Source organism: Streptomyces sp. DG1A-41, from assembly GCF_037055355.1.
Classification (GTDB): domain Bacteria; phylum Actinomycetota; class Actinomycetes; order Streptomycetales; family Streptomycetaceae; genus Streptomyces.
This window is the reverse complement of record NZ_CP146350.1, coordinates 406,717-423,212: the sequence shown is the minus strand read 5'-3', so window position 1 is coordinate 423,212 and position 16,496 is coordinate 406,717. Positions and strand designations below refer to the sequence as shown.

Genomic DNA, 16,496 nt, shown 5'->3' with positions numbered 1-16,496 from the left:
CGCACGTACCCGATGTGCCGAGCGGGCTTGCCGTCCTCTTGGCGGCCCCGGCATGCAGCCCCGCGTGAACACTGCCGGGAACCGGCAATGCGCGACCAGGGCCGGATCGTGCAGCATGGCTCGTGGGGAGCACGGCGGATCGCCTTGGTGCCGGACACCGGCAGGTGCCCGGCACCAAGGCACGGAACGACCGTGTATCGCCGGAGACGACTCAGACGCGCCGCGCGGGGAGAGGGGGGACCACGAGATGCGCACCCTTCTGGCAGCGGCCACGGGCCCGCCCACGATCCTGCTGACCGCCGCACTCGTCGTGGTCGTCTGCTTCTGGCTCCTGGCAGCCGTGGGTGTCACCGACGTCGGCAGCTTCGACGCGGACGTGGATCTGCGGGTCTGGCGCATGGGCGGGGTGCCCGTCACGGTGGCCTTCTCACTGCTGACCGCGCTCGCCTGGTCCCTGAGCGTCGGAGCGGCCGTTCTGTTCGCCGCGTTCGGGTTCCCGGGACCGGTCGCCGGGATGCTGCACCTGGTCGCACCCGTGGGGGCGATGCTCGTGGCCTGGGGTGCGACGTGCCTGATCGTGCGCCCGCTGCACCGTCTCTTCCCGGATGAACCCGGGCCGTCCGTGCCGGACCACGCCGCCTGAGCCGCGGGCGTCGCCGGAACGCGGGGTTCCGGCCCCTTCTGCCTCTCTTTCAGTCCTCCCTCGTTTTCAAGTTCCTCACGCTGAAGGACGTCTGCCATGGCTGCCATGATCGTGGGCACCGGCGTGCTCGTCGCCGTCTGCCTGCTCCTCGTACTCGTCGTCGCCCGTTTGTTCCGCAAGGTGGAGCAGGGCAAGGCGCTGATCGTCTCCAAGATGCGCAAGGTCGACGTGACCTTCACCGGACAGGTCGTGCTGCCCGTGCTGCACAAGGCCGAGGTGATGGACATCTCGGTGAAGACCATCGAGATCACCCGGGCCGGCAAGGAGGGCCTGATCTGCCGCGACAACATCCGCGCGGACATCCGGATCTCGTTCTTCGTGAAGGTCAACAAGACGATCGAGGACGTCATCAAGGTCGCCCAGGCCGTCGGAACCGCACGGGCCAGCGACCGGGACACGCTCCAGGAACTGTTCCACGCGAAGTTCTCCGAGGCGCTCAAGACCGTCGGCAAGCAGCTGGACTTCACCGATCTCTACACCAAGCGCGAGGAGTTGCGGTACCGGATCATCGAGGTCATCGGCGTCGACCTCAACGGCTACCACCTGGAAGACGCGGCGATCGACTACCTGGAGCAGACGCCGCTGACCCAGCTCGACCCCGCCAACGTGCTCGACGCGCAGGGCATCCGGAAGATCACCGAGCTGACGGCCGTGGAGCACGTGCGGACCAACGAGTTCCAGCGCCACGAGGAGAAGGAGATCACCCGGCAGAACGTCGACGCCCGCGAGGCCATCCTCGAGCTGGAGCGCCGGCAGGCGGACGCCGAGATCAAGCAGCGCCGGGAGATCGAGACCGTACGGGCCCGCGAGGAGGCCGAGACGGCGCGGGTGGTGGAGGAAGAGCGGCTGCGGGCGCAGGGCGCGTTCCTCAAGACCGAGGAGCAGCTCGGCGTCCAGCGCGAGAACCAGACCCGTGAGGTCGCCGTCGCGGCCAAGAACCGTGAGCGTGTCATCGCCATCGAGAACGAGCGCATCGAGAAGGACCGGCAGCTCGAGGTCATCGCGCGGGAGCGGGAGACGCGACTGACACAGATCGCCGCCGAGAAGGAGGTCGAGGCGGAGAGGCGGGAGATCGCCGAGGTCATCCGCGAGCGCGTGGCGGTGGACCGTACGGTCGCCGAGCAGGAGGAGGCCATCAAGAGGCTGCGCGCCGTGGAGGAGGCCGAGCGCGGCCGGCAGGCCGTGATCATCGCCGCGGAGGCCGAGGCGCAGGAAAAGCTGGTCAAGGACATCAAGGCCGCGGAGGCAGCCGAGCAGGCCGCCGTCCACCGGGCAGCCGAGGAACTCACCCTGGCCGAGGCCCGGTTGAAGAGCGCCGACTTCGACGCGCAGGCCAAGCGGCGCCTCGCCGAGGGCATCCAGGCCGAGTCCGCTGCCGAAGGCCTCGCGGTGGTCCAAGTCCGCGACAAGGAGGCCGAGGTCACCGAGAAGGTCGGCCATGCGGAGGCGGCGGCGACCCAGGCCCGGCTGCGTGCCGAGGCCGACGGGGCGCGGGCCAAGGCGCTGGCCGAGGCCGAGGGCATCAGCGGGAAGCTGAGGGCCGAGGCCGCCGGGCTGACCGAGAAGGCCGCCGCGATGGCCGCGCTGGACGACGCCTCCCGTGGCCACGAGGAGTACCGGCTGCGCCTGGAGGCGGAGAAGGACATCCGGCTCGCCGGGCTGGACGTGCAGCGACAGGTCGCCGAGGCCCAGGCCACGGTGCTCGCCACCGGGCTGGAGAACGCCGACATCAGCATCGTCGGCGGCGAGTCGGTCTTCTTCGACCGGCTGGTCTCCTCGATCGCGCTCGGCAAGGGCGTCGACGGCTTCGTCCAGCACTCCGAGACCGCCCAGGCGCTCGCGAAGCCCTGGCTGGACGGTACTTCCAGCTTCACCGACGACCTCAGCCGGGTCCTCGGCTCGGTGTCGACGGCCGATGTGCAGAACCTGACCGTCTCCGCCCTGCTGATGAAGTTCCTGAAGCAGGGCGGCGGGAACGCCGGTCAGTTCCAGCAGCTCTTGGACAAGGCGGGCGAGCTGGGCCTCGCCGACACTCCGCTGACCGAGCTCAACGGCAGCGCCAGGGCCTGACCGCCGCCGGGGCCCGGCAGGCGTGCCAGGGCCAGGCGGGCGCCACGGCCCGACCCGGCCCGTGGTCCGGAGCTGCCGCACAGGGGACGGCAGCTCCGGACCACGTTCTCCGACTTTTGAAAGGGACCTCATGACCACCGGTTGGGACACCGGCACGTACGAGGTGCTGCGCGACCGGCTCACCGCGCAGGCCGCCGAGCTCGCCCGGCGCGCCGAGGCGCTCAACGCCCGCCGGACCGAGGAGTTCGGCTCCACCCGGCTGGAGCTGACGAGCACCGAGCGGCTGCGCACCGAGCACAACTGCGTGCCCCGCGACATCGTCGCCGTCGGCGACAGGCTGCTCTTCGGCCACAACGTCTTCCTCGGCCTCAAGCCGGAGACTACGGTGGGTGACGTCTTCGCGCTGTACGACCGCGATCTGAACCGGCTGGCCGAGGACGCCGTGCCGGGCCTGCTCGACGATCCCGCCTTCGTCCGCGAGTTCGCCGCTCTCCACCGCTACTACCGGCAGGCTCAGCTGCTGCAACTCCGCCGCGTCGAGGGCAAGTTGCTGGCCGTCTTCCAGACGGGGGAGAAGGCCGGCGACATCCGTGTCCTGCGCTGGGCGGTGACCGACGACGGTCGGGTGTCCTTCCTGGACGCGCGGGGCGAGCGCGACCACGTCTTCCCGCCCTCCCACGACTTCGCCTGGACGCGGACGACCCGCGAGCACCATGTCCTCGGCCGCCATCCTCATGTCTCCATCGAGGGCCAGGTCTTCGTCGAGACGGTCGGCGGCACCCTGACCGTCAAGGTCGAGGACAACACCGAGACGGGGGAGGGGGTTCACGCGGAGCCGGTCGCCGAGCCGCTTCAGTCCCTCGCCGACGCCGACGTCGCGTACGCGCGTGTGGGCGCCCTCGTCCTGCTGGACGTCCTGCCGTACAAGGAGGACCTCCACCGGTACCTGGTCTTCAACACACTCACGAAGAGCGTCGTCCGCCTCGACGGCATCGGTCGGGCCTGCCGGACACTGCCCGAGGACCAGGGGATCGTCTTCCCCGGCGGCTACTGCCTCGCCACTGGGACGTACAAGACCTTCGACGGCACCGACACCGCCGGCCTGGAGTTCGAGCGGACGATCCGCTCACCCAACGGCGAGGACGTCCTCTTCGCCTTCCACGCGCGCGCGGAAGGCCGCAGTCTCCTGCTGCCGTACAACATGATCCGCAAGGAGGTCGCCACCCCGCTGTCCTGCCACGGCTGGGCCCTCTTCGACGACGGCACGCTGGTGGTGCTGCGCGCGGACAACGACGAGCCGCAGCGCGTGCACCCCGTCCAGATGTGGGACTCCCCGTACGTCTCCGACACGCACGCCGCCGCCCAGCCCGTCGGCACCGGCCCGCTCACCCGCCTCGGCAACGCCGACCTCGTGCGCGGTATCTCGGACTGTCTGTCCATCACGCGCGCCGTCACCGAGTCGACGCCGACGAGCGAGGTCTACGAGGCACTGGCCGCCGCCTGTGTCCGGGCCGCCGACTCCTACCACTGGCTCAGCGAGCCCGAACTCTGCGATCTGCACACGCCGCTCACGCAGGTCCGGGCCACCGCCGAGCAGGTGCTGGCCGAGTTCGAGACCGTCCAGGCCCTCACCAGCCAGGCGGCCGACGCGCTCGCCGAAGCCGCCGCCCAGGTGGCGGCGGTCGTGCGACGCCTGCGTGGCGAGACCCCGCGCAGCGCCTCCGCCTGGGTCGGCCGGCCTGACCGAACTGCGGCACGCCCAGGGCCACCTGCTCACCCTCAGGGACATGCGGTACGCCGACACCGGCCGCATCGACGAGCTCGCCGCGGATGCCGAGGCCGACCTCGCCTCCTTCGGGCAGCGGGCCGTCGCCCACCTCGCCCGCGAGGACGCCTTCGCCGGCCACCAGGCCGACATCGAACAGCTCGTCGCGGACGCCGGGGCAATCGACACCGTCGCCGAGGCCGCGCCCGTCGCCGCCCGTCTCGACGACCTCGCCGACGGGCTGCGCACGGTGACCGAGGTCGTCGCCGGGCTGGACATCGGCGACGCCACCGTCCGGACGTCCATCCTGGAGCGGATCGCCGAGGTCCTCGGTGGTGTCAACCGCGCCCGCGCCACGCTCGACGGCCGCCGCCGCACGCTCCTCGACCGTGAGGGACGGGCCGAGTTCGCCGCCGAGTTCGCCCTGCTCGGCCAGGCCGTCATCGGCGGGCTCGCGGGCGCCGACAGTCCCGAGGCGTGCGACGAGCAGCTCGCCACCATGCTGGTGCGGGTGGAGAACCTGGAGTCCCAGTTCGCCGAGTTCGACGACTTCCTCGGCGAGCTGGCGGACAAGCGCGACGAGGTCCACGAGGCGTTCTCCGCCCGCAAGCAGACCCTCGCCGACGCCCGCGCCCGTCGCGCCGAGCGCCTCGCCGACTCGGCGGCCCGCGTCCTGCGGACGGTCACCCGCCGCGCCGTCATGCTCGCCGGCACGGACGCGATCGCCACCTACTTCACCTCCGACCCGATGCCCGCCAAGGTCCGCCGCATCGCCGACGAGCTGCGCGAACTCGGCGACCAGGTCAGGGCCGAGGAAGTCGACGGCCGTCTGAAGTCCGCCCTCCAGGAGGCGCTGCGCGCCCTGCGCGACCGCACCGACCTGTACGCCGACGACGGCCGCACCCTCCGCCTGGGCAGCCACCGTTTCGCCGTCAACACCCAGCCCCTCGACCTCACCCTCGTCCCGCACGGCGACACCCTCGCCTTCGCGCTCACCGGCACCGACTACCGCTCGCCGGTCACGGACCCCCCCGACTTCGCCGCCACCCGCCCCTACTGGGACCGCCCCCTGCCGTCCGAGTCGCCCGGGGTCTACCGCGCCGAACACCTCGCCGTCCGGCTGCTGGACGAACACGGCCCGGACGCGCTCGCGGAGGCCGACCTGCCCGCCCTCGTCCGGCAGGCGGCGGAGGCGGCGTACGACGAGGGCTACCAGCGTGGCGTCCACGACCACGACGCGACCACGATCCTCGCCACACTTCTGCGCCTGCACGAGGGCGCCGGCCCGCTCCGCCACGCGCCCGCCGCCCGCGCCGCCGCCCAGCTCTTCTGGGCGCACGGTACGACGGCCGAGGAGCGGGAGAGCTGGACCCGGCGCGCGGTCTCGCTGGCGCGCGCCCGGGACACGTTCGGACTCGTGCCGGCGATCGCCGACCTCGTGGCCGAGCTGGCGGAGGCGATCGGCACCCGTGCGGCGGCCACCTACCTCTTCGAGGAGCTGACCAGCGGCCCCGACGGCTTCGTCATCAGCGCCGGCACCCGGACGCTGCTCGACAAGTTCCGCCGCACCGTGGGCACATCGGCCTACGACGACGACCTCGCCGTCCTCACTGACCCGGCCGCCCGCCGGCAGTTGGTCGAGGCGTGGCTGACGTCGTACGCCGCCGCGACCGGCACGGAGATCAGCCCCGGCGACCTGGCCGAGGCGGTGGCCGCCGAGCTCTGCCCGGACCTGCTCCGCCACGAGTCCGACGCCCCGTTGACCGAGACCGTGGAGGGCCTGCTCGGCACGCACCCGCGCGTCAGCGGCGGCACCCTCACCGTCCGCGTCGACGAACTTCTCGCCCGCGCACGGGAGTTCCGCGCCCATGACGTCCCCGCGCACCGCTCCTACCAGCGCCGCCGGACGGCACTGCTGGCCGCCGAGCGCACCCGCCTCCGCCTGGACCAGTACCGTCCGACCGTGATGTCCGCGTTCGTACGCAGCAAGCTGATCGACGAGGTCTACCTGCCGCTGGTCGGCGACAGCCTCGCCAAACAGCTCGGTACGACGGGCGACACGAAGCGCACCGACACCGGCGGCCTGCTTCTGCTCATCTCCCCGCCCGGCTACGGCAAGACGACCCTCATGGAGTACGTCGCCGACCGCCTCGGCCTGATCCTGGTGAAGGTCGACGGCCCCGCACTCGGCCACGCCGTCACCTCCCTCGACCCGGCCGAGGCCCCGAACGCCACCGCCCGCCAGGAGATCGAGAAGATCAACTTCGCGCTGGAGGCGGGCAACAACACCCTCCTCTACCTCGACGACATCCAGCACACCTCGCCCGAGCTGCTCCAGAGGTTCATCCCGCTGTGCGACGCCACCCGCCGCATCGAGGGCGTGCGCGACGGCGAGCCGCACACCTACGACCTGCGCGGCAAGCGGTTCGCGGTGTGCATGGCCGGCAACCCCTACACCGAGTCCGGCGGCCGCTTCCGCGTCCCCGACATGTTGACCAACCGCGCCGACGTGTGGAACCTCGGTGACGTCCTGACCGGCAAGCAGGACTCCTTCGCGCTCAGCTTCGTCGAGAACGCGCTGACGGCGAACCCGGTCCTCGCCCCGCTCGCCGGCCGCGGCCGCACCGACCTGGAGCTGCTGATCCGCCTGGCCGAGGGCGACTCAACGGCCCGCGCGGACCGGCTGGCACACCCGTACGCCCCCGCCGAGCTGGAGCGCGTCCTGGCCGTACTGCGCCACCTGCTCACGGCTCGCGAGACGGTCCTGGCGGTCAACGCCGCGTACATCGCCTCGGCCGCCCAGTCCGACGCCACCCGCTCCGAGCCGCCCTTCCGGCTCCAGGGCTCCTACCGCAACATGAACAAGATCGCGCAACGCGTCCAGCCCGTCATGGACGACACCGAACTGGCCGCGCTGATCGACGACCACTACACGGCCGAGGCCCACACCCTCACCACCGGCGCCGAGTCCAACCTGCTGAAACTGGCGGAGCTGCGCGGCACTCTGACAGACGAACAGGCACTGCGCTGGAGCGAGCTGAAGGCGGCGTACGTGCGGACGCGGACGCTGGGTGGACCGGACGGCGATCCCCTCGTCCGCGCCGTGGCCACCCTGGGGCTGCTCGCCGAGCGGATCGCGGCCGTGGAGACGGCGATCAACCGCGCGGCACAGTGAGGCGCCGCGCGGACGTCCGGCCCCGCTGCACCGTGCAGGTGACTCACCCGGCAGCGGTCACGGACGAGGTCGGCACAGCGGTGGAACCAGGCGGGAGACGGGGCGCCGTGGGCATGTCGGCGGGGGCGTCCTCCAGTTGCTGCACCATGGTGTCGTCCGGTCTGTCGCTGGGCGTGCCGTCGCGGGTGGACAGCAGGGACCAGGCCCCGAGCGCCAGGACGACCGCGGCGGAGGTGGCGACGACGCGGCCGACGCGCCGGAGTCTGGCTCGCCCGTCCAAATCCCGCCAAGCCGGGCCGGTCCACGGCTCCTCCACCTGCCACAGGTCGCCGACCGCGTCAGTCCTCCCGTTCACAACCTCGTCGTCCGGGTGCCGCGTCCGTTGCTCCGCACTGTCCGCGGCGAGGGAGCGGGAAGGCCGCCCCCGCACCCGTTCCCGTGCGGAGGGCTCCCTGGGGGCGGATGCGCGGATGGCCCGCTCGCTGTCCATGAGGAACTTCAGCCACACCTCCTCGGAGCCGGACGAGGCGCCGTCCGGCTCTTCGGGCGCTCCCTCGCGGTCAGGCCCCTGGGTGGTCACAGTGGTCCCCCTCGTCTCGTTCCTTCTTGCTCTCGGGGCCGTGGGCGGCACAACCCGAGCAACCTTTGCATAGTCTAAAGGTGGGGGAGGCGCGCCTGCGAAGGTCAGGGGCGGCTCTCGAGCGCCTCGACATCGCTGGAGTACGCCATGACCGACAACAAGCCGCCACGGAGCTGGACGGTGCTGTCCTCCGTGCCGATCGCGGTGATGGCGGTGGTCGCGGTCGTGGACGTCGTGGCGGGGCCGGGGGTGGGGTTCCTCCCGCTGGTCTCGCTCGGACCGGCCTTTGCCGGGCTGGTCGGAGGATGGCGTCGCACGGCGCTGATCGGACTCGTGGCGCTGGTGCTCTGCGCGGGACTGGGGCTGTACGACGGGCTCTTCCCGGAGCGCCGGGGGTTCACCGCGATGGCCTCGGTGGCCGGAGTCACCGGAGTGGGCATCGCGGCGGCCGTGATGCGCTCGCGCCGCGAAGACGAACTGGCCAGTGTGCGATCGATTGCGGAGGTCGCACAGCGGGTGCTGCTGCGTCCGGTGCCGTTGACGGCGGGCCCGCTTCAGGCGGCGGTGTCGTACACCTCGGCCGTCGCCGAGGCGCGCATCGGCGGCGATCTGTACGAGGTCGTGGCCTCGCCGCACGGCATCCGCGTGATCGTGGGGGACGTGCAGGGCAAGGGGCTGGGCGCGGTGGAGACGGCGGCGGTCGTCCTCGGCGCCTTCCGGGAGGCGGCACACGACGAGCCGGACCTGGTGGGGCTCGGCGAGCGTCTGGAGCGGAGCGTGGGCCGGGAGCTGGAGGGCGAGAAGTTCGTCACGGCGATCCTGGCCGAGATCGGCGCGGATTACGAGGCCGTCCTCCTCAACTACGGCCATCCGGCCCCGATGGTCGTACGCCGGGACGGCACGGTCGACTTCCCGGAACCGCCCGCCTATTCACTTCCGCTGGGACTGGGCGCCCACGGGAGCGAGGAGCCGAAGCCCTACCGGGTGGACTTCGCACCCGGCGAGCAACTCCTGCTGTACACCGACGGCGTGACCGAGGCCCGGGACGAAGGCGGCCGCTTCTATCCCCTGGGTGAACGCGCCCACCTGCTCAGGGAACTCGACGCTCACCGCGCCCTGGAGGCGCTGCGCGCGGACCTCGCCCGGCACGCCGGCGGGCCGCCCCATGACGATGCCGCGATGCTCCTGCTCCGCTACCGCGGGTATGAGGAAGGAAACCCGCTCCCCGACAGGTGAGTGGGCGGGGACTTCGGCACGGTAGAAAGGAACCATGCCGGAGCGCGAGACCCCCGCGGGGCCCATGGACGACGTTGACGCGGTGACCCGTGCGGTGCTGACCGCGTCCCGGCTGCTGGTGGCGGTCTCCGCCCGCTCCCTCGCCGAGGTCGAGGACCGGGTGACTCTCCCGCAGTTCCGGATGCTGGTCGTGCTGTCCACGCGCGGCGCCACCAAGCTGGTCGCCCTCGCCGAGCTGCTCCAGGTGGCGCCGTCCACGGCGATGCGCATGGTGGACCGGCTGATCGCGGCCGGGCTCGCCGACCGGCGCCTCAACCCTGACAACCGCCGCGAGACCCTGCTGCAACTCACCGAGGAAGGCCGGCGGACGGTGGAGGACGTCACCGCCCGCCGCCGCGCGGAGATCGCCGCCATCGTCCGACGGCTCACGCCGACGCAGCGGATGGGACTCATCGAGGCCCTCGACGCCTTCAACGAGGCCGGGGGAGAGCCCCTCGCACCGGGGCCGGAGGACGCGGAGGCGCACCCGCTGGGCTGGGGGGCCGACGTCCCGGTGGCCCGCGACGCCTGACCGGTTCGGTCGGCCCTGCCGGTCCCCGGGCCCGCTCTTCTCGGCCTCCGGCGCGTTTTGCATAATGCAAGGGAGTCGTGCGGGTCCTGCCATGCTGCCTGATCCCGGCAACGCGGGCCTTGCGCATGCGTCCGGCGGAGGGCACTGCGGATCACCCGCCCACCACACCAGGATGAGGGGCATGGCCGGACGCGGCGGGACACGGGGAGGGGGGACGCGCATGCGCCGAAGCCATCGGCCCCTGCCCACGCCGGAGGCGCACCTGATGGCGCATCTGCGCAGCACGGTGTGGGGGCCGGCCGAGTTCGTCGGCCTGCCGCCGTGGTGGCTGGTCGTGGAGGGACTCGTCGCCGGCGGGGTGGGGGCGATGGCGATCGTCGCCACCGCGGTCGCCGGCGCCTGGTACGGGGTTCCCGGTCTGGCGGACGGCGAGGGCGGCCTGCTGTGTGCCGCCGCGCTCGCTCTCTACCTCTGCGTGGTGCGGGCAGGACGGGCGCTGGTCGGCATCGTCGCGGTGCTCGGCGTCTGCCTCGCGTTGCAGACACCCCCGGCTGCCGCGGGCCTGGTGCTGGCGGAACGGGGGCGCGTGGAGTCCGTGGTGGTGACATCGGTCGAGGGCGGACCGGGAGCGGTCTCCGGCCGCGGCCGCTACCTCTGCTCGGTGGCCGACCGCGACGGCGAACCTCTGAAGGTCCGCATCTGGCGGGGCTGCGGCAAGACCACCCGCCCCGGCGACGCGCTCGCCGTCGTCTACGACTCGAAAGGCCGGGTGCCGCCGCGCGGTGTGGAGCCCGGGGTGTCCCCGGCAGAGCCCCTCCGCGCCCTGGGCGGCTGGGCTGCGGCGCTCCTCGCCGGATGCGTCACCGCGGTCGTACGCTCCTACCGGCTCTCCCACACGGCATCCCGCCCGCCCGCCTCGCCGGGGTCCACGGCGGGGTGGCGACGGGGAGCCGGGGTTCCGCCGGCGGGCTGAGGGCGACAGCCTGGGCGGTTCGCTGGAAGCGACCTGGTCGTGACCCGCATGACGGCGGGGGTACGGAGGTGGCGGGGCCGGTCAGACCGGCTGCTTCGCTGACCAGCGGGTGTCGTGCACGGCGTGCAGCACGCTTTGGTGGCTGAGCCAGCCGACCGGCTCGCCTTGCCGGGAATCCAGGACGGGCACCCCGGTTCCCGGTGCCGAGAGCAGGGCGTGCAGGGCCTGCGCGAGGGGCTGGTCCGCCGTGACCGGTACCGGTGGCACGGCGAGCCGTCCGACCAGGGTCGGCGCGTCGTACGGCTGTTCGGCGAGGGCCTCGGCCACGGCCTGGGCCGTCACGATCCCGGCGTAGTGCCCGTCGGCGTCGACCACCGGCAGGGCGCCGTGGCCGGAGCGGCTCAGCAGGGCTGCGGCGTCGGCGAGCGCGGTGGCCGCGGGCAGTGGCGAGGGCAGGGCTTCCATGACGGCCCCCACCTGCTGGGTGCCGATCGGTGCGCCCGGAACGGCACCCTCCAGGTCGATGCCGCGTCGGCGCAGCTTGAGCGTGTAGACGGTGTCTTTCGAGAGCAGTCGGCTGACGGCGGTGGCCAGCACGATCGCCAGCATCAGCGGCAGGATGATCCCGTACTCGCCGGTGAGTTCGAAGAGGATCACCACGGCGGTGATCGGGGCCCGGGACGCGCCGGCGAAGACGGCGCCCATGCCGACCAGCGCGTACGCGCCCACCGCGCCCGCGGTGCCGGGCAGCAGGTGGTGGAGGCCGGTGCCGTAGGCGGCGCCGAGCATCGCGCCGATGAACAGGCTGGGGGCGAAGACCCCTCCCGAGCCGCCGATCCCGATGGTCAGGCTGGTGGCGATCGTCTTGCCCACGAGGAGCAGGAGCAGGAAGCCGACCGCGTATCCGCCCTCGGTCGCCTTCTGCAGTACGGGGTAGCCCACGCCGTACATCTCCGGAAGTGCGAGCAGCACCAGGCCGAGTGCCAGTCCGCCGACCGCGGGGCGCAGCCACTCCGGGCCGCGCCAGGCCCAGTCGCAGGCGTCCTCGATCAGGTACAGCACACGGGCGAAGCCCACCCCGACCGCGGCCGCGATCACTCCCAGCAGGGCGAACAGTGCGTACTGGGCGAGGTGGTCGACGTGGAAGTCCGGGAGGTTCAGGAAGGTTACGTCGCCGAAGGCGGCGCGTCCGATCACACTCGCGCTGACGCCGGCCAGCACCGTCGCGCCGAACGCCTCCGCGGTGAAGGTGCCAAGGATCAGCTCCATGGCGAAGAAGACGCCGGCCAGCGGGGCGTTGAAGGTCGCGGCGATACCGCCCGCCGCGCCGCAGGCGACGAGCAGCTTCATCCGCCCCTCGGTCACCTTCGTCACCCGGCCCAGCGTCGAGCCGAGCGCGGAGCCGATCTGCACGATCGGCCCCTCCCGGCCCACCGAGCCGCCGGAGCCGATGCACAGGGCGGACGCGAGCGTCTTGACGACGGCGACCTTGGGGCTGATCCGGCCGCCGCGCTGGGCGACCGCGAGCATCACCTCGGGCACGCCGTGTCCGCGCGCCTCTTTGGCGAACCGGTTCACCAGGGGCCCGTAGAGCAGGCCGCCGATCACCGGCGCGAGCAGCACGAAGTAGGGGCCGAGCCAGGGCAGGTGCGGGTGGCCGGCGCCGGGCGAGGCCGCGTAGTCCTCGTGCCCGGTGAAGAGCCGGGTGAAGGTCGTGATGCACCAGCGGAAGACGATCGAGCCCAACCCGGCCCCGGCACCGATCACGAGGGCGAGCACCAGCAGGCCCCAAGACGTGGTGCGCAGCCCCGCCGGCCGCTGGGCGGACGATGCGTCACCGGGGGCGGGACGTATCGCCCACTTGATCTTCCTGGTCTCCTGGGCGCTGCTCATTGATTCCCCTCTCTCACTTTTGCATTATGCAAAACGTGTCAGGGGGCTCGGTCACCGGGCTCTGCGACGATGTTGCCGAGGTGGCGCGCCCGGCACGCGGCGGGAGGGTTCCGCCAGGAGGGGCCGGACGGCTGTCAGCCATTGACGCAGCTTCGCCGGGGCTTCCTTGCGCCCGACGATCGCGGAGGCGAACACCGGGTCGGTGGGCGCCAGCACGGCACCCACGAGGACCGCGATGAGCAGCGCCACCCCGAAGACCACGACGAGCACCATGACCACGACCCCCGATCAGCGAAGCGACCTCTGCGCGCAACGCCGACCAGGCTTCCCGGCACACCGGTGAGAACCTTCCACGTCCTTTACGTGACCCTGACAGGTGCCACCGCCGCACTCCGGCACCCTCGGCATTGCCGGAATCCGGCAGGGCGGGAAAGATGTCGAGGTCGCATCAACGGGGGGATCTCCATGGCAGGGCTGCATGTGTCCGAGGACTACGGGAAATACCTGGATGGCTATGCCGAGCTCCTCGGGGATGCCTCCGCGACCGGCCGCCGGCTGACACGGGAGGAACTGGACTCGCGCCGCACCCTCGGTGAGAAGGCGGCGGAGGCCGGTCTCGGACTGCGCGCCCTGGTCGCCGCCCACATGGCCGCGACCCGGGCGAACTGGCCGACCGGGAGCGGTGTTTCCGTGGACAGCGTGCTCGCCGCCGCTGCCCAGGCCATGGACGCGTTCGCCGAGGGCTACGAGCGGGCTCAGCGGCACGCCGTACGCCAGGAGGAAGCGGCCCGCCGGGAGTTCATCGACGACCTGCTGTACGGCCGAAGCGACCTGGGCCGGCTGGCCCAGCGCGCGGAGCGCTACGGGCTGCGCCTGTCGTACGAGCACGCCGTCGCCGTGGCTCGCGGCACGACCGCCTACGACGAGGGAGATCCGGCCCTCCGGGAGGTGGAGCGCGCGCTGATCAGCCGGTTCGGCGACCGCAGCGTCCTGCTCACCACCAAGGACGGACGGCTCGTGTGCATCGCCCCCGGCGACCAGGACGAGGTCCTCGCGTACTTCGCGAAGCAGGCGTTCGCCGCCACGGGCGGGGGACAGGTGGCGATCGGCCGCCCCCAGCCCGGCGCGGGAGGCGTCGTCCACTCGTACGAGGAGGCTCTGAACGCCCTCGACCTGGCCGAACGACTGGAACTCGACGAGCCCGTGCTGCGCGCCGCCGACCTCCTCGTCTACCCGGTCCTCACTCGCGACCGGCAGGCCATGGCCGACTTGGTGCACAGCGCTCTCGGCCCGCTGCGTCAGGCCCGCGGTGGTGCCCAGCCACTCCTGGACACCCTCACGGCGTACTTCGACTCGGGCTGTGTCTCCGCGGAGGCGGCGCGGCGGCTGTCGCTGAGCGTGCGGGCCTTCACCTATCGCCTGGAGCGCATCCACAAGCTCACCGGCGCCGATCCGTCCGACCCGGTCCACCGTTACACGCTTCAAACAGCGGTGATCGGGGCCCGGTTGCTGGACTGGCCGGCGAAATCCTTCTGAGAGGTGACCCGCACCAGGCCTCTTACGCAATCTGACGCGACCGCACTTCCGCATCGGCGCACCACTCCCTGCGCCCACTGTGTTCACGTCCGGTGCCGCGGACTCCGCCGCACGGGCGGCGCGGAGGGATTGATGAACGGACGTGAACGTGCACGGCAGCCGCAGGGGTCACCGGGCGAAGTCCACACGGCGCGTCCTGTTCGGCGGCGGGGCCCTCGCCATCGCCGGAGCGGCCACGGTGGCTGTCGCCCTGGCCTCGGCCGGTCAGTACTCCGGCGGCTTCCGCGCCGAGGCCGACGGCGCTCTCACCAAGGTCACCACGGCCGAGGGCCTGCCCGCCTTCGGCGAGTCCGGCAATGAAGGCACCGCCGTGGTCTGACGAGGATGAGGGGCATCAGGGCCTGTTCGTCGGCCGGCCCACGAGGAACGCGACGAGCGCGCCGGCCAGCACTGCCCATGCCAAGGCCGCCGCCCCGGCCTGTGACCAGCCCGTCGCGGCAACGGCCACGCCCGCCACCACCCCGGCGGCCACGGCAGGCCCGCTCGTCGCGCATGCCCACTGCTGACGGACGCTGCCCGGCCGGCGCAGCTCAGCGATCGCAGCCCTGATCACCAGCGCGGTGACCACGACGACCACTGGCAGCAGGGACCCGGCGCCGTTCACGAGGCGGCCACGTCAGCTGTCGCCCCTGGCGCTGCCTGGCCCAGGGCTGGTCCGCTGGTAGATGTCGGGGATGCCGTCGGCGTCGGTATCGCGCGTTTCCTCTTCCCAGAGACGGCGGTAGACCCCGTTGCGGCGCTTGACCAGCAGTGCCGCCAGAACCGCGGCGATCAGTGAGCCGAGCAGCACGGCGGCCTTGATGAGCTCGGCCTCGGCCGGGTGGGGGAAGGCCAGTTCGCCGATCAGCAGGGCGACGGTGAAACCGATCCCGGCGAGCACCGCCAGGGCGAACACGTCGGCCCAGGCCAGGTCGGGGTTGAGGCGGGCCCGGGTGAAGCGCGCGGCGAGGTACGTGCCCGCGAAGATGCCCAGGGTCTTTCCGGCGACCAGGCCCAGCACGATACCCAGCGGCTCCGGCTGGGTGAACACCTCGCCCAGCGACGCGGAGGATAGTGCGACGCCCGCCGCGAAGAGGGCGAAGAGCGGTACGGCCACTCCTGCCGAGACCGGGTGCAGCAGATGGGAGGTCCGCGCGGCCGGGGAGGCGTCCTCGCCCTTGTCGCGGGTGGTGCGCAGGATGAGGCCCATGGCCACCCCGGCGACGGTGGCGTGGACGCCTCCGTTGTACATCAGGGCCCAGATGGTGATGCCGAGCGGTACGTACCACCACCAGCCGCGCACGCGGTACCGCTGGAGGACGTAGAAGACGACCAGCCCGGCGACGGCGCCGGCGAGGGCGGCGAGATTCAGATCGCTGGTGAAGAAGACCGCGATGACGAGGATCGCGCCGAGGTCGTCGACGACGGCGAGGGTGAGCAGGAAGGCGCGGAGGGCGGAGGGCAGGTGGGTGCTGAGGACGGCCAGGACGGCGAGGGCGAAGGCGATGTCGGTGGCCATGGGCACGGCCCAGCCCTCCAGGCTGCCCCCGCCGACGGTGGCGGTCGCCGCGTACACGGCGGCGGGCACCACCATGCCGCACAGTGCGGCGACCACCGGCAGCGCGGCCGTTGCGGGCGTACGCAGCGAACCCACGACGAGCTCGCGCTTCAGCTCGATACCCGCGACCAGGAAGAAGACGCTGAGCAACCCGTCGGCGGTCCAGTGCTCCACCGACAGGTCGAGACCGATCGCGCCGATACCGAAGTGGAAGTCGCGGATCTCCTCATAGGTGCCGCTCCACGGGCTGTTCGCCCACGCCAGCGCCACCACGGCCGCTGCCAGCAGGACCAGTCCGCCGACGGTCTCCGTCCGCAGAGCCTGGACCACCGCCGAGCGCTCAGACCACGGCAGAAGGCCGAGGAAAGTGGAACGCTCGTGCGGGGCATCGGCCATC

12 protein-coding genes and 1 pseudogene are annotated in these 16,496 nt (G+C 72.2%); 8 read left to right on the top strand and 5 right to left on the bottom strand.

The window, feature by feature from the left end:
* The first annotated feature begins 247 nt into the window (after window positions 1-247).
* The 3 genes and pseudogenes from V8690_RS02060 (at window position 248) to V8690_RS02050 (ending at window position 7,713) form a co-directional block, all read left to right on the top strand.
* The gene (locus V8690_RS02060) at window positions 248-643 is read left to right on the top strand and encodes a hypothetical protein (RefSeq protein ID WP_338775581.1); all 396 of its coding nucleotides are present in this window, start codon (window positions 248-250) and stop codon (window positions 641-643) included.
* A gap of 96 nt (window positions 644-739) precedes the next feature.
* Window positions 740-2,773, top strand: a complete 2,034-nt coding sequence (locus V8690_RS02055; RefSeq protein WP_338775580.1) for an SPFH domain-containing protein — start codon at window positions 740-742, stop codon at window positions 2,771-2,773.
* 130 nt (window positions 2,774-2,903) lie between these two features.
* A pseudogene (locus V8690_RS02050) lies at window positions 2,904-7,713 on the top strand (DNA repair ATPase).
* Window positions 7,714-7,756: 43 nt separating this feature from the next.
* Here the strand turns inward: V8690_RS02050 and V8690_RS02045 are convergent.
* A complete protein-coding gene (locus V8690_RS02045) occupies window positions 7,757-8,293 on the bottom strand; it encodes a hypothetical protein (RefSeq protein WP_338775579.1) in 537 nt (178 codons plus the stop codon).
* A gap of 147 nt (window positions 8,294-8,440) precedes the next feature.
* Here V8690_RS02045 and V8690_RS02040 point away from each other — a divergent pair, with 147 nt between their 5' ends.
* From V8690_RS02040 to V8690_RS02030, 3 genes are all read left to right on the top strand, one after another.
* The gene (locus V8690_RS02040) at window positions 8,441-9,529 is read left to right on the top strand and encodes a PP2C family protein-serine/threonine phosphatase (RefSeq protein WP_338775578.1); all 1,089 of its coding nucleotides are present in this window, start codon (window positions 8,441-8,443) and stop codon (window positions 9,527-9,529) included.
* A 34-nt stretch (window positions 9,530-9,563) separates the two neighbouring features.
* A complete protein-coding gene (locus V8690_RS02035) occupies window positions 9,564-10,100 on the top strand; it encodes a MarR family transcriptional regulator (RefSeq protein WP_338775577.1) in 537 nt (178 codons plus the stop codon).
* Window positions 10,101-10,320: 220 nt separating this feature from the next.
* Window positions 10,321-11,073: a hypothetical protein gene (locus V8690_RS02030; protein WP_338775576.1), complete on the top strand. Its 753-nt coding sequence runs from the start codon at window positions 10,321-10,323 to the stop codon at window positions 11,071-11,073.
* Between the two features lie 81 nt (window positions 11,074-11,154).
* Here the strand turns inward: V8690_RS02030 and V8690_RS02025 are convergent, their stop codons facing one another.
* The gene (locus tag V8690_RS02025) at window positions 11,155-12,855 is read right to left on the bottom strand and encodes a chloride channel protein (RefSeq protein WP_338785212.1); all 1,701 of its coding nucleotides are present in this window, start codon (window positions 12,853-12,855) and stop codon (window positions 11,155-11,157) included.
* A gap of 162 nt (window positions 12,856-13,017) precedes the next feature.
* Entirely contained in the window at window positions 13,018-13,239 is a 222-nt protein-coding gene (locus tag V8690_RS02020; RefSeq protein WP_338785662.1) for a hypothetical protein, read from the bottom strand.
* Window positions 13,240-13,431: 192 nt separating this feature from the next.
* On the opposite strand from V8690_RS02020, the gene V8690_RS02015 reads away from it, so the two are divergent.
* Window positions 13,432-14,502: a helix-turn-helix domain-containing protein gene (locus V8690_RS02015; RefSeq protein ID WP_338775575.1), complete on the top strand. Its 1,071-nt coding sequence runs from the start codon at window positions 13,432-13,434 to the stop codon at window positions 14,500-14,502.
* A 142-nt stretch (window positions 14,503-14,644) separates the two neighbouring features.
* A complete protein-coding gene (locus V8690_RS02010) occupies window positions 14,645-14,881 on the top strand; it encodes a hypothetical protein (RefSeq protein WP_338775574.1) in 237 nt (78 codons plus the stop codon).
* A gap of 15 nt (window positions 14,882-14,896) precedes the next feature.
* On the opposite strand, the gene V8690_RS02005 is transcribed toward V8690_RS02010, so the two are convergent.
* Complete coding sequence (locus V8690_RS02005) at window positions 14,897-15,166, bottom strand: hypothetical protein (RefSeq protein WP_338775573.1); 270 nt, start codon at window positions 15,164-15,166, stop codon at window positions 14,897-14,899.
* A gap of 12 nt (window positions 15,167-15,178) precedes the next feature.
* Window positions 15,179-16,495 carry a Na+/H+ antiporter NhaA gene (gene nhaA, locus V8690_RS02000; RefSeq protein WP_338775572.1) on the bottom strand — a complete coding sequence of 439 codons (1,317 nt, stop codon included), beginning with the start codon at window positions 16,493-16,495 and terminating at the stop codon, window positions 15,179-15,181.
* Between the last annotated feature and the right edge of the window lies 1 nt (window position 16,496).